Source organism: Salinisphaera sp. LB1, from assembly GCF_003177035.1.
Classification (GTDB): domain Bacteria; phylum Pseudomonadota; class Gammaproteobacteria; order Nevskiales; family Salinisphaeraceae; genus Salinisphaera.
In genome coordinates this window covers 1,574,077-1,587,925 of sequence record NZ_CP029488.1, presented here as the reverse complement: position 1 = coordinate 1,587,925, position 13,849 = coordinate 1,574,077, and the positions used below count along the sequence as shown (strand labels likewise).

At 60.6% G+C, this 13,849-nt stretch carries 9 protein-coding genes; 2 read left to right on the top strand and 7 right to left on the bottom strand.

Translation table 11 applies throughout. The features are described 5' to 3' along the window. Positions 1–256 precede the first annotated feature (256 nt). The 3 genes from gfa to SALB1_RS18710 form a co-directional block, all read right to left on the bottom strand. Entirely contained in the window at positions 257–820 is a 564-nt protein-coding gene (gene gfa, locus SALB1_RS07165; protein ID WP_109993246.1) for an S-(hydroxymethyl)glutathione synthase, read from the bottom strand. A gap of 1,455 nt (positions 821–2,275) precedes the next feature. Further along, positions 2,276–2,812, bottom strand: a complete 537-nt coding sequence (locus SALB1_RS18715) for a hypothetical protein (protein WP_145961264.1) — start codon at positions 2,810–2,812, stop codon at positions 2,276–2,278. A 1,089-nt stretch (positions 2,813–3,901) separates the two neighbouring features. Further along, complete coding sequence (locus tag SALB1_RS18710) at positions 3,902–4,168, bottom strand: hypothetical protein (protein ID WP_145961263.1); 267 nt, start codon at positions 4,166–4,168, stop codon at positions 3,902–3,904. A 178-nt stretch (positions 4,169–4,346) separates the two neighbouring features. Here SALB1_RS18710 and SALB1_RS07155 point away from each other — a divergent pair, with 178 nt between their 5' ends. Continuing rightward, positions 4,347–4,745, top strand: a complete 399-nt coding sequence (locus SALB1_RS07155; protein ID WP_109993244.1) for a hypothetical protein — start codon at positions 4,347–4,349, stop codon at positions 4,743–4,745. Between the two features lie 252 nt (positions 4,746–4,997). Further along, entirely contained in the window at positions 4,998–5,900 is a 903-nt protein-coding gene (locus SALB1_RS07150; protein ID WP_109993243.1) for an FRG domain-containing protein, read from the top strand. A 352-nt stretch (positions 5,901–6,252) separates the two neighbouring features. Here SALB1_RS07150 and glmS read toward each other — a convergent pair whose 3' ends face one another. From glmS to SALB1_RS07130, 4 genes are read right to left on the bottom strand one after another with little or no spacing between them, the layout of a single operon-like run. Continuing rightward, positions 6,253–8,079, bottom strand: coding sequence for a glutamine--fructose-6-phosphate transaminase (isomerizing) (glmS, locus tag SALB1_RS07145; protein ID WP_109993242.1), 1,827 nt, complete (start codon positions 8,077–8,079; stop codon positions 6,253–6,255). A 25-nt stretch (positions 8,080–8,104) separates the two neighbouring features. After that, positions 8,105–9,484, bottom strand: a complete 1,380-nt coding sequence (gene glmU / locus SALB1_RS07140; RefSeq protein WP_109993241.1) for a bifunctional UDP-N-acetylglucosamine diphosphorylase/glucosamine-1-phosphate N-acetyltransferase GlmU — start codon at positions 9,482–9,484, stop codon at positions 8,105–8,107. Positions 9,485–9,517: 33 nt separating this feature from the next. Next, entirely contained in the window at positions 9,518–11,986 is a 2,469-nt protein-coding gene (gene mdoH / locus SALB1_RS07135; protein ID WP_109993240.1) for a glucans biosynthesis glucosyltransferase MdoH, read from the bottom strand. After that, entirely contained in the window at positions 11,983–13,752 is a 1,770-nt protein-coding gene (locus SALB1_RS07130) for a glucan biosynthesis protein (RefSeq protein ID WP_109993239.1), read from the bottom strand. The genes mdoH and SALB1_RS07130 overlap by 4 nt, the downstream gene beginning before the upstream one ends. Between the last annotated feature and the right edge of the window lie 97 nt (positions 13,753–13,849).

Below are 13,849 nucleotides of genomic sequence, written 5' to 3'. Positions count from 1 at the left end.
TACTGGCCAACCGCGCCAGCCGCGGCCGGAGGTGTGTTGCCCGCATTGCGCTACGCCGATGGCCATCATCGGGATCGCCTATCGACTGCGGCCCGATCCATAGATTGGGAAACGCGGACTCCTCGCCTACCGCAAGATCCGCCGGCCCCGTGCATCCACCGGCCACGAGCGATACCGGAGGACTCGATCTCCGATGAACGTCGCTGTTCTTCTGAGACGTCCTCCGGCGCTCGGCCGCGCTCGTCCCGCGATCGGTTTACAACACGCCAGCCTGTTTCGCTTTGTGCGTCGAAATCAAATCCATCAATTCGGGCGATAGGGTGTCGTAGGGTGGCAATCCCAGCTCGTTCAGGCGAGCGCGCACCGCATCCATCTGGTCGGGGTCGGCACCGGACTCGATGATTGAAGACACGAAGGCGGCAAACTGCGGGGGTTGCCAACCGTCGGCCTCGGAGAGTTCGGTGTGAATGAAATCCAATCCATGGAACGGGTGATTGGCATCTTCAATGTGGCCATACATATGCACGCCACAATCGCGACAGGCGTGCCGCTTGATCACCGCATCGGGATCAACCACCTGCAGTTTTTCAGCGTTGCGCGTCACTTCAACCGCGTCGCTGGGCACAACCGCCACCTGCGCAAACAATGCACCGTCCGGTTTCCAGCACTGCGTACAGCCACACACGTGGTTGTGGGCGCACTGGGAACTGACGGTGACTTCGACCGGATCGCTGCAGTGACACCTTAGCGTGCCGCCGGTAAACGATTCGTCCGCCGGGGTCATGCCCCGATCGACTTCGGGGTGGATCGATACACTCATAATGAGCCTCCGTTAGCTTCCATTAATTCAGAGTGCGCGCGCCCCCGATCGAACCAAGAGACGGCGATCCGGTCGAGTTCGCGCCGCAAAAACGTCAGTTGCTCGTCGATGAAACTTCCGATGAACCAACACCTGTGGTCATAGCTGGCCCGACGATTGATCCGGACGTCGGCGCCAATTGCGCGGGCCGCCTCTTCGGCCCGATGTGGTCCAAGCTACTCCTCAAGGAAATTGTCGTCGAGACTCTGCTCTACTCGGATCGACGGAAGCAGGGCCACATCCGATGTGGCACGAATCATCTCGCGCTGGCACTTGGCGCAAGAGGGCGCGTGCCGCAGCTGTCAGCCGTCAACATATCCGGCGCAGCCGCAGACAGACGCCGTCGCCCAGATCGAGCTCGATCGTCCAGCCGCTGGCGGACTCGGAAGCCACCAGTGACTCGGCCAGCGGCATGAACAACGCCTCGACCGGCGATGCCGGCGGCTCCAGCGCTGGAATGTCTTCAGCGCCAGTCCGTGCTCAGCACAGAATTCGGGCCGCTCTCCGCCTGCTGCGCGATCAGACACTGCCATTGTTCGAGTGAACGACGCCGCCGCACTGGACTCGTCATGAAATACTCCCCTTCGGTTGGAACGGGTCTCAGATTAGACACCCCGACAACCCGCGAGAAGCACGTCTCCGTTTGAGCGGTTGCAGTGCTGATGATGTCATGCACAACCTGGAATCGTTCAGGGAGACCTTGGCCACTCGAAAATAGCGAAACGCCGGCGCCGATCAGATGATCGTCGAGTGATCGCTGCATGGAGCCGGAAGACAACCAGCACGTTAGGGCGTATTCCAGCAGGCGAGGGTAACTCGGCGGCGTCTGTCAACGACCCGAAGCAGCCATCAGCCAAGTGTCCGTTGAACCATCCAAGACAGCGACCGGCTGCTCTGTATTTATGCGGGTTTGCGGGCGGGTGTTTCCGTAGGGTTTGCTGAACCCCCGATAGCTGCCTTGCGGTAGGTCTCAGACAGCCCCACAGGCGCGGGAGAACCACCCGCCCGCAACCCTTCATCTAATCAACCCGACCAGCCACGGCGGCCAGCGAACGGGCGCGGGCTTGGGTCACGCCGACAGCTGAAAAGTCGGCCGTCGACTCCCGGCCATCGACGGCAGCGCAAAGCTACGCCGATCCCGACCACCGATAGTCAGCAACGAATCAGCGCGACCGACCGCAATTTGACCACGGACAAACAGCCGGGGCCACGGGGGGATTACTCGCGGCGCATTTTTATCAATGAGGGCTCGTAAATTTGCGGCAGAAACAAACCGGGTCGAGCCGCCGTAGTGCAGTCGCCCCAGTGCGAAGGGTCAAGCGTGCATAAGTCGGCCTTCACGTCTTCGAGTCGGGCTTGTTCAACACGGGATCAGGTCGCGGCTACGGGCGACATATGCTTCCGTTAGCTGTGGCCTTACTGTCTGCTAATCCTCAAAACATAACTATCAATTCTTGTTTTTTTGATATTGAAAGCGATTCTGGCCTTCCCGGAGGTAATGATGAAGGGGCTGCCCTTCCGAATTTTCGCAAGCATTGAGTTCGATAAATGGAAGGCAGTGTTTCCAGCCAGTGTCTTCGCATAGGTTGCCATCATCTTTAAGCTCTTAGATCGATAGCCCGTGTTATTCACGTTGTAGCGCAGTTCAACCTCTTTTGCCATTTCATAGACGTCTCCGCTAACCATATACTGGTATGTCGATGGAAGGCTTGTGCTTGAATTTCGTGGCCCATATTCCTTCAGATCGGAAATACAGCCCCAGCCCATAAAATCATGGTGCCATCCATGCGTTGGCAGATACACAATAGCATCGCACAATCCATGTGGGTCATCGAATGAAGGTCCATTTGCTCCTTTCGAGTCGGCGAATGCCGAGTTACTCATTATTCCGATTCCCAAACAAACGACCAATGCAGCGGACGGAATGCATTTTGATACTCGATCTATTTTCATGGTTCCCCCTTCGATGGTGTAGACAAACCCTTATTCCGCCTACCGAATTTAAAAACAATGCCTTGACGGTAGGTCGGATTAGCGCGCAGCGCGTAATCCGACGCTCAATCGGCGAGTTCCGAGGCTCGGCTGTCGGATTACGGTGCAAGCACCTAATCCGACCTACATAACTGTCTGATATTGCGTTTATCACCGGCAGTTAATTTGTCTACACCCTCTTTTGAATCTCAAGCTAACGCCGAAGCTCTGTCACCGCCGGGGGCGGTCGCAGGCTGCGGAGGAAATTCGAGGCGCGGCAGGACTCTGGACAAACAACTGCAGCACCCTGTTAGCTGTTAGCAAGATTACTAAGTTCGATACCAAGCTGCTTCCAAATCTGCTGCACTTCCGTTTGCATCTCCTGACATTTCCGAAGTGCGTTAGTTGAATCAAGTACGTACCAGTCCCATTGAGATTGATAACCCACATCTGCCACATGCGACAATCTAACAAGCAAGTCGAATTTTTCTGGTTACTCAGGCTTGTATTGAGATAACATCCATTTGGAATACGCCTCAAATTGGATGTGTCCTCAGCTAAATGAGGAGGGTTACTACACATATTCTCCCGGCGACCGTCCAAAGTAATTCCTGCCATTACCAAGGGCAATTCTGGCTATCCTTTGGTCTGGGTTTGAAAAGACGTCTGGTATTGGTCGGATGAAATGCTCTACGAACCAGATGAACCCTCCCTTAGCCGTTGCAAAATCCTTAGTTTCTCCTTGAACCGCGGCACGGTTATAGCTTGCCCCACCGGACCTGTTCTTCTTAGGCTTGTCCCAAGTCGGGTACGTGGAATCAAGTTTCTGAAGCACCAAAAATCTTCGAATTCCTCGTGGCCTTTCTTTCTTACATTATTGAGTAGCGTAAGCAACCCCGATTTATCTTGTCGGTTTAGAATCTCTGCGAACTTCTCTTTATCCATGTCTATAAGTTACGAGTGCCAGCTAACGCCGAAGATCCATTCGCGCCACGCCGACGGGCCGAGCAGGAAAGCCAAAGCGAGACAGCGCTTTGAGCGGTCGACTGCAGCGAGTCGTTGGAGCCCAGACTACTTCACTCTCGTGACCATCCCGTTTTTGATTTCGATTACTCCGTCCATGGAATCTCCGTTTCCACTGCAGATCACTCGAATTTTGATCGTGCCGTCTGCTAAGGCGTAAGCATAGCTTCTGGAGCATGCCGATGGTATGGAAGCGAGAAACTTGTTCGCTTGAGCAACATCAGACTGGTTTGCGTTGGACGCATTTCGAACGCCTGCGGATGCAGCACCTTCACAAAGCAAAGCAACAGAAATAAAGGCTAGCTTGATCTTCAATTTTGTCTCCAATGGACAAGTCTGAGGTCGAGGTACTCTTAACGCATCTTGCCATGGATCGACGCATTGCGACATCGACGCGGAATGCGCCGCTGTTCCTTTACACAGCTAGGCACTGAGTTGCTGTCGATGGGTAACGTGCGCAATTGGCGCCCGGCGCGCATAACGGAGGCGTTGAGTGCTTCAAGAGGTCGCGCGCGGCCCCATTGCGGCTCTAACCGACGCGCAGCCGAAGGCGGCCGGGCTGGGTACCGGCTACCGATTCCGACGACCACAGACGGCCAATGAGTGGCGCTATGCGCGGATCTTGGTTCTGGAGGGCGGGCCGCTGGCCGGACTCCGGCGCGACGATTCGCAAGGCTGGGTCGGCAGCTACCTGAAACCGCCGATGCTATCGCGCAAGCGCAAGCGCAAGACGGGCGGCGCTGTTGAGCAAGAGTTTTTCGAAGCGCCCCCCTCTACGGTAGATGCGACGCGCATCAATTCAGCCGGGTACAGATCTGCGCGCGGGGACGTGCACCGACCTTTCAGCGTGTGGGGGAAACGTGTGGGGAACTGTCTAAACGCGTTCGGCTAACGCCCGGATTCAAACGACAAATCAGGGCTTCTGACCAATTGGCGTCCCCAGGGGATTCGACTCGATATAGCGTTTTCTTAATAGTCATCTGCATTTGCTATCGGCGAGTAACGGCGAAAACCGACCCAGAGCTGACATCTGCAACCTTGATTGAAACCGTTATTTCGCGGCCGAGTCGCCTAGGACATCTGACGACATACTGATACGTTACCGATTTGTTCAAACAAACAGCACCTTGAGTAGATTGTCGTCATGCTGACTTGGAAGCCGAAGACGAATAACGCTGAACAAAATGCACGCTATATCGTGTCCGCTGCGATGTGGCTGCATACCACCTTCTCGGAGGAGGTTTGGTTGTGGCGTGGTCAAGCACAGAAGAAGTACGGGATCGAACCCGGGGTGCATACTCGTGTTTTGAATACGAAGAAGTTCCCGCACACAGAAAATACTGTCGAGCACGCAACGGCTGGATTGCTCAATATTTCCAGGCGCATTGGACTTGACCGTCAGGGCGATACGAAGCTTCCCGATCTAGCAATGCTCGCCCATTTGCAACACCACGGTGCCGCTACGCCTCTCCTGGATGTGACTACAGATCCATTGATAGCTTTATGGATGATTGCATTCGCAAACGCAAAGGAACCAGGAAGTCTTGATGGAGTGTCGGGAATATTGTACGGAATTCGCAAACCACTGCCGGAGCTTTGGATTTCTCCACTTGATGCTCGTCCTTATAGCAGTAAGAACAGACCTTCGATCAGCGGGTCATTAGGTAATGCGGTTTGGTGGTATCAAGCTCCAGACGTCACTGAGCGGTTGAGGATTCAACGTGGCTCATTCTTACTGGGCCAGCTGCCCGATACGGTAGACCGAAAAATCACGACTATCCCACTAGACTCGGGAGAAACGTTGGAAAACCATTGGCTTAAGGAGCGAATGAAAAGGCGTGGTCAGCCATCCAATACTACTCGTGCCCGCAGTGATGTATTTGGAATAGTAGTCACAGGCTCAACAAAAAGACATCTGCGCAAGCTTTTAGAAGATAGGTCGGGCCTCTCGGTGGAAACCGTCTATCCGACGCCGTGGCATCGTCCCTTTATTGGCCAATTTGCAGAAGCCTATGGAAGGAACCGCCCGTTAGAACTAGACATTTAAGTCTTGCTCCCATGCAACCAAGCCCACAAATCCCCGCGAGCCAATCGGTCGAAGTATTAGCCTACAAAATGTCCGCTTCTGGCCGATATCTGGCGCTGCAGACGGTCTTCTCATCCGCGCTTAGCCGTTATCGCCGGGCGACTGCACTGCCACGTCTCGGCCGGCTCACTGTGCGACTACTTACTCAGGTGGTAACCAAGCAATCATTGCAGGGTCCGTGCAGAAAAATTTCCGCAACGGACCACCATAAATTTGTCGACATTTTCGACCCCTTTTAAAATCATATTGTTAGAGACGACATTGCGACGGTCTTTATTTTTTGTTTTCAACAAAGGATTCGAGCGGCAGCTCACTACTCCACGGTTACGCTTTTTGCCAAATTCCGGGGCTGATCCACATCCGTGCCCTTGGCGACGGCGACGTGGTAGGCGAGTAGCTGCAGCGGGATGGTGTAGGCGATCGGCGCGAGGATGTGCGGTACGTGGGGCATGTCGAGCACGGTGATGCCGGGCTCGGTATCGAGGCCGGAATTCTCATCGGCGAAGACATACAGCTTGCCGCCGCGGGCCCGGACTTCCTGCAGGTTGGATTTGACCTTCTCCAGCCATTCGTTGTTCGGTGCCACGGCCACGACCGGCATGTCTTCGTCGACCAGGGCCAGCGGGCCGTGCTTGAGTTCGCCCGCAGCGTAGGCTTCCGCGTGGAGATAGGAGATTTCCTTGAGCTTGAGCGCACCTTCCATGGCGATCGGGTACATCGGGCCGCGGCCGAGGAACAAGGCGTGCTGCTTGTCGACGAACTGTTCGGCTAGGTGGCTGATCGCGGTATCGAGTTCGAGCACACGGGTGACGGCGGCTTCTACGCCGCGAATATCATCGACCATGGCCTTCGCCCGCTCCGGGCCGCGCCCGAGCAGGCCGGTGAGCATGCGCAGGCACATGAGCTGGGTGGTGAAGGCTTTGGTGGAGGCCACCCCGATCTCGGGCCCGGCCCGCGTCATCATGACCAGGTCGGACTCGCGTGTCATCGAGGTTTCGGGCTTGTTGCAGATCGCCAGCGTGGCGAGATAGCCGGCGCCGGCGCCGAGGCTCTTGGCGTAGCGCAGCGCGGCGAGGGTATCGGCCGTTTCGCCCGACTGGCTGAGGGTGATGAACAGGCAGTTCCTGGGCACCACCGGGTCGCGGTAGCGATATTCACTGGCCAGTTCGACGCTGCAGGGAATACGCGCCTCCGCCTCGATCCAGTAGCGGGCGACCATGCCGGCATGGCTGCTGGTGCCGCAGGCCACGATATGGACGGCCTCGACGCGGGCGAACAGGCTTGCGGCCTCGGGGCCGATACTGGAGGCCAGCACGCCGTCGTCGGAAAGCCGGCCCTGCCAGGTTTCGGCCAGGGCGCGCGGCTGCTCGTGGATCTCCTTGAGCATGAAGTGCCGGTAGCCGCCCTTTTCGGTGGATTCGACCGAGAGCCCGGATTCCTGCACCGGCCGATCGAGTCTCTGGCCCTGGGCATCGGTGACTTCGAAATCGGCGGGCGTCAGCATCACGACATCGCCTTCCTCGAGGTAGACGAAGCGGCGCGTGACCGGCAACAAGGCGGCCACATCCGAAGCCACAAAATGCTCGCCGATCCCCACGCCGAGCACGAGCGGCGAGCCGCGGCGGGTCGCCACGAGCGTGTCCGGATCGCCGATGGCGACCACGGCGAGGGCGTAGGCGCCGTGCAGCTCGGCCACGGCGCGCCGCACCGCCTCGGTCAGCGTGGCGGAGGTCTGGCGATAGCTGTCGATGAGATGGGCGACGACTTCGGTGTCGGTTTCCGACTCGAAGCGATAGCCGGCGTCGCGCAGACGCGCGCGCAGCGCCTCGTGGTTCTCGATGATGCCGTTGTGCACCACCGCGATCCGATCGTTGGACACATGCGGGTGGGCGTTGATCTCGTTGACGCCGCCGTGGGTCGCCCAGCGCGTGTGGGCGATACCGAGCATGCCGGGGTTGTGCTGGCCCAGCCGCTGGGCCAACGCGGCCACCTTGCCAACCGCGCGGGTGCGCTCGATGCGGCCGTTGTCGACCAGCGCCATGCCGGCCGAGTCGTAGCCGCGATATTCGAGCCGGCGAAGCCCTTCGAGCAGGATGGGCGCGACGTCGCGCTGCGCACTGGCTCCCACGATTCCGCACATAGCTGTCTCCTGATACGCCTCTGGGCTACTGATGGCCTGGCGTGTGTTTCTTCGGCCGCTGCCAGCCGTCGAGCGTGGTCTGGCGGGCGCGTCCGACCGTGAGCTTGTCGGCCGGGGCGTTACGGGTCAGCGTGGTGCCGGCGCCGATGGTCGCGCCGCGCTCCACCGTGACCGGGGCGATCAGCTGGCAGTCGGAGCCGATGAAGGCGCCGTCGCCGATTCGGGTGACGTGCTTGTTCGCGCCGTCGTAGTTGCAGGTGATCACCCCGGCGCCGATGTTGACGTCGCGCCCCACCCGGGTGTCGCCGACATAGCTCAGGTGGTTGATCTTGCTGCCTTCGCCGATGTCGCTCTTTTTCGTCTCGACGAAATTGCCGATCTTCGCGCGGTCGGCCACACGGGTGTCCGGCCGCAGCCGGGCGAACGGGCCGATCTGGCAGCGAGCACCGATCTCGGCATGTTCGATCACGGTATGCGAAGCGATCTGGGTATGATCCTCGATCGTGCAGTGCCGCAGCACGCAGTTGGGGCCGATGGTCACCCCTTCGCCGAGCACCACGTCGCCTTCGATTACGACATTGACGTCGATCGCCGCATCGCGCCCGGCCCGCAGACTGCCGCGCAGGTCGAACCGGTCGGGATCGCGCAGCGTGAGCCCCTGGGCCATCAGGGTCTCGGCCTGGCGCCGTTGATACAGGCGCTCGGCCCGCGCGAGATCGAGCTTATTGTTGATGCCTTGCGTCTCGGCCGCGGTGCCGGCTTGGCCGGCCACCACGGGCACGCTATCCACGGCCGCCAGGCCGATGCAGTCGGTCAGATAGTATTCGCCCTGGGCATTGCGGTTGGTCAGCCGCGCCAGCCAGTCGCGCAGGTGGCGCGCCTGGGCACAAAGCAGGCCGGTGTTGGTCTCGTGAATATGCTTCTGCTCGCGAGTGGCGTCCTTGTCCTCGACGATACCAATCACGCGGTTGTCGTCGTTGCGCAGCACGCGCCCGTAGCCGGCGGGGTTGTCGAGCACCACGGTCAACAACGCCAGCTTGTTCTCACCCGCGGCCGAGACCAGATGCGACAGGGTTGCGGCCCGTACCAGCGGCACGTCGCCATAGAGTACGAGCACGCGCGCGTCGTCCGGGATGGCGTCCATCGCCTGGGCCACGGCATGACCGGTGCCGAGCTGCTCGGCCTGATGTACCCAATTGACGTCGAGATAGCCCAGTGCGGACTGCACGGCCTGGCCGCCGTGGCCATAGACGACGTGAATCCGCGCCGGCTCGAGTGTCTGGGCCGCCTCAACCACATGCTTGAGCAACGGCCGGTCGCCCAGCGGCTGCAGCACCTTGGGCAGGGCCGAATTCATGCGCTTACCCTGGCCGGCCGCCAGAATGACGATATGCAGACTCATGATGTGGTGCTCCCCCGAAGCGGCTCGCTGGCGCGACTATACCGCTGAAGCGGTGACCGACGTAAGCGCGGGCTGGCGCTGCAACCGCCCGACCACCCAGTCGGGCAGGATCTCGGCCGTCCACAGCGCGCGATGCAGCCAGTCCAGCCGCTGCGGGTCCGCGAGCAGATCCCGTTGCTCGCGCGCGTTCAGGCCGCCCGGCCCGTCGTCCAGCGCGCGCTGGGCCAGTTCGTCGCGATAGCGCGCCACCTCCGGATCCAGCCGCCGCGGGCTGCCCTGCAACCCGACATGCAACGCCGCCAGACTCGGATCGACGAGGACATCGGCGAAGTCCGCTGCCACGGTCTCGGCCTCGATCTCGATGACCCGGCGCAACTCGGCCGGGGGGTTCCATTCCTCGGGGATGAGCTGCAGTCCGTTGTTACGCATCCACACGCCGATATCCACGCGGGACGTGATCACGGTCACTACAGGGGCGCAGAACAGCGGCAACAGAATCGGCAGCAACCAGGGGAAAAAGCCCGGCGTGTAGATATACAGCACCGCCCCCCAGGCCGCCGCCAGCAGCATGCCCGGCAGATGAAACCGAAGGGCCGCCAGCCATGGCACCTGGGCGTCCGCGCGCTGCTGGCTGTTCCATTTCACCTGTTTGCCGATCAGCGTCGTGAATACGAACAGCGTATGCGACAGCATGCGCACCGGGGCCAGCAGCGATGTGAGCACGATTTCAATCAGCGTGGAACCGATCAGATTGCCGACGCCGCCGAAATCCTTCTGCTGCCCGCGCGCAATGATCATGGCCATGCCCAGAATCTTGGGCAGAAACAACACCACCATCGTGGCGCAGAACAGGCTGACCGCCCAGATCGGCTGCCAGACCGGCCACGACGGGAACAAGGCACCGGGCGAGGGAAAGTAATCCGGCGTCGTGATCGCTTCGAGCACGGCCTCGGTCGAGGACAGCACCAGAAACACGAACCAGATCGCCGCCGAGGTATAGGCCATCACCCCGTTGGCAAACAAGGCCCGGTGCGCCGGCGCGAGGTTGTCCGAAAACAGCAGGCGCAGATGCTGGATATTGCCCTGGCACCAGCGCCGGTCACGGCCCAGCTCGTCGATGAGCGTCGGCGGCACTTCCTCGTAGCTGCCTGGCAGATCGTAGGCGATGTACACGCCCCAGCCGGCACGCCGCATGAGCGCGGCCTCGACGAAGTCGTGCGACAGGATCTCGCCGGACAGCGCCCCTCGGCCCGGCAAGCGCGGCAACGCGCAGTGCGCCATGAACGGTGCGATGCGGATGATCGCGTTGTGGCCCCAGTAGTGGGCGTTGTCCAGATGCCAGTAGTGCAGCCCGGCGGCGAACATCCGACCGTACACGCGCGTGGCGAACTGCTGCACACGCGATAGGAAACTCGAGCGATTGACCGCGGTGGGCGGCGTCTGGATCAGACCCACGCTGGGGTTGGCCTGCATCCGGTCGACCAGGGCCGTGAGCGTGGAGCCCACCATGAGCGAATCCGCGTCGAGCACGATCATATAGCGGTAACGCCCGCCCCAGCGCCGGCAGAAATCGGCCAGGTTGCCGCTCTTGCGCTTCACACGGGCCCGGCGCCGGCGATAGAACAGACGATCGAATGCATCGAGCGCACGACAGGTTTGGGCCCAGGTGCGCTCCTCGGCAGCGATCGTGTCCGGCTTGACCGAGTCGCTCAGCACGAAGAAATCGAACTCGCCCAACCGGTCGGTCGCCTTCAACGACTCGTAGATGGCAGCCAGCCCGGCGAACGTCCGCGCGACATCCTCTTCGTAGATCGGCATCACGATCGCGGTTCGCGCATGGTCTGCGGCCGGCGCGGCGTCATCGGCCGAAATGAGATACTTGTCGCCCCGCCAGAGCACCAGAAAACCGGCCATGGCGGTCCAGAAACCGACCAGGATCCAGGCGAACAACAGTGCGGCCAGTGCCAGGATGACCGCTTCCAGCGGCGACCGGCCCTGATGTGGCAGCGTCGTGAGCATGTAGAAGGTGGCCCCGGCGGCCGGCAGTGCCACCAGGAAGAACAAAAAGACCTGCCGCAGGCGAACGATGTTGCGCAGCCGGCTGGGTACCGCCTTGGGCAGGCGCCGTCGGCGCTCCATGCTCGGCATGATGCGGCCGAGAAAGCGCCATGGGCGGCGATCCATGCTGGCCGGCGACATCGACCAACGACTCAGGCGCGGCATGGACGCACCGCGATAGCCGCCACCCCCGACCGCATGGCGCCGCTGCGCCAGCTGCGGGTAAGCCGCCTCAATGCGGGCGGCCAATTCGGCCTCCGCACCTTCGTCGCCATCACCGGCCAGCGCCTCGTAGAGTCGCGCGATCGCATCGGCCGTTGAGGCAGGGGCCGCCGCGGCGACGGCGGCGCGTAATTCGCGCTTGCGCGCCGACGCCAGATTCAACCCGGATAGATAGGCATCGACCCGGCCGAGCGGCGTATCGAAAGCTTCGTTCGTACAACTCACGGCGTGGCCAGCAGGTAGCTCCAGGTCTCGGTCAGGCCGCCGCCGTTGGCGTCGGCCAGATAGGCCCGCAGTTCCAGCGGCTTATCGAGGGCGCTGGTCGGCACCAGGAACGTCAGTCGCCAACCGCCGGTATGCGGATTACGCACAGCCTTGATGTTGTTGAGGGTGACGTCCCGCGAGGCATTGACCTTAGGCTGCACCGAGTTCGCGTCGGTGAGCTTGGAAAGTTCGCCGCCGACGAAATCGATCGCGACCCGCACCTGATTCTTCTGCTGGCCCGGCTTGACCGCAGCCACGCCCACGCGCGTGGCTACCGTATGGCCCAGCGAGTTGGGTACGGCCAGATCGCTCGACCACTTGATGTCATAGGCGAAGTGCAGCCGCTGGCCGGCCTTCACCGGGGCGGCCGGCACCCAGTACAACGAGATATTGTCGTTGACTTCGCTGTCCGACGGGATCTCCACCAGTTCGAGATGGCCCTTGCCCCAGTCGCCGTCGGGCGTCACCCAGGCGTTGGGCCGCTTCTGGTAGTCGTAGTTCAAATCCTGGTAATGATCGAACTTGCGATCCCGTTGCATGAGACCGAAGCCGCGCACATCGTTGGCATCGAACTGATTCATCCACAGCTTCTGCGGATTGACCAGCGGACGCCACAGCCACTCGCCGTTGGCCGACGAAATGACCATGCCATCGGAATCATGGGCCTCGGGACGGTAGTCCTTGAGGCGCGCGAGGCTATTCTCGCCCCAGGTGAACATGCTGGTCAGGGGGGCGATGCCGAGCTTGGCGATGTCCTTGCGGGTGAACAGCGTTTCCTCGACATGCGTGTGCGTGGCCTTGCCCGGCGTGATGACGAACTTGTAGGCGCCGGTCGCGCTCGGCGAATCCAGCAGCGCATACAGTGTCATCTGCTTGGATTTGTCGCCCGGATCGACCAGCCAGAACTGGGTGAAGTTCGGAAATTCCTCGCCCTTGTTGGTATTGCCGGTATCGATTGCCAGGCCGCGCGCGGACAGGCCGTAATGCTCGTCAGCGCCGAGCGCGCGGAAGTAAGAGGCGCCAAGAAAGGACACCACTTCGTCCATCTTGTGGGGATCGCCCAGTGTATGCAGCAGCTTGAAACCGGCGTATCCCAGATCGTCGGGCACTTTTTTCTTCAGGGCGTCGCTGGGATAGTTGAAGTCGTTCTTGTCGAACTTGACCGTCCGAGTTTTGCCATCCTTGATCACATGGATGGTGACCGCGTGATCGTAGTACGAACCCGGGTGATAAAACATGACCTGGAACGGCAGTTTCTGCTCGTGCCAGAGCGCATCGTCACGCTTGAAGGTGATCTCGGAGAGCTGGTCCGCGCTCAGGCTGGTAAGAAACTGCGGGACCTTGGCCGGCGCCTGGTAGGCCTTCTTCGACAACGCCTTGGCACGCTCGATCAGCTGGTCGTAGGAGAACGGGGCGCTGTTGCCGCTCTGATCCGTCGATTTGCTCTGGCCGTTGTTCTGGCCGTTGTTGTTGGCGCTCTGGCCCGCGTTCTTTTTCTTGTGGTCGCTCGTGGCGCCGGCCTTGTCGGCATCGGAGTGGACAGCGGTGCCGTTTTTTTGCGCGGACGCGCCGGCCGACTTGCCCTGATCCGAGCCGGCGGATTGACCCGTGTGATCGGCCGACGCATCGGCCGCGACCGCCAGCCCCGGCAACACGAGTCCCACACCCAGCAGCAGCACGCTGACACAGCGTGCGATACGCCGAGTTTGGATCGAAAAAATGCGCATGAAGACGAAATCCTTTGCTATGACGCAACGCCTGCTTGCCCAGGAGCGCAGCGCGGCCAATCGAGTGTCGTGCAGAGGCCGGAGCCAGCGATGGGCG

Excerpts from the sequence above, each read along its gene's own strand:
- glmS (WP_109993242.1), bottom strand. The coding sequence starts at position 8,079 with ATGTGCGGAATCGTGGGAGCCAGTGCGCAGCGCGACGTCGCGCCCATC.
- SALB1_RS18715 (WP_145961264.1), bottom strand. The coding sequence starts at position 2,812 with ATGAAAATAGATCGAGTATCAAAATGCATTCCGTCCGCTGCATTGGTC.
- SALB1_RS07150 (WP_109993243.1), top strand. The coding sequence starts at position 4,998 with ATGCTGACTTGGAAGCCGAAGACGAATAACGCTGAACAAAATGCACGC.
- SALB1_RS07130 (WP_109993239.1), bottom strand. The coding sequence starts at position 13,752 with ATGCGCATTTTTTCGATCCAAACTCGGCGTATCGCACGCTGTGTCAGC.
- gfa (WP_109993246.1), bottom strand. The coding sequence starts at position 820 with ATGAGTGTATCGATCCACCCCGAAGTCGATCGGGGCATGACCCCGGCG.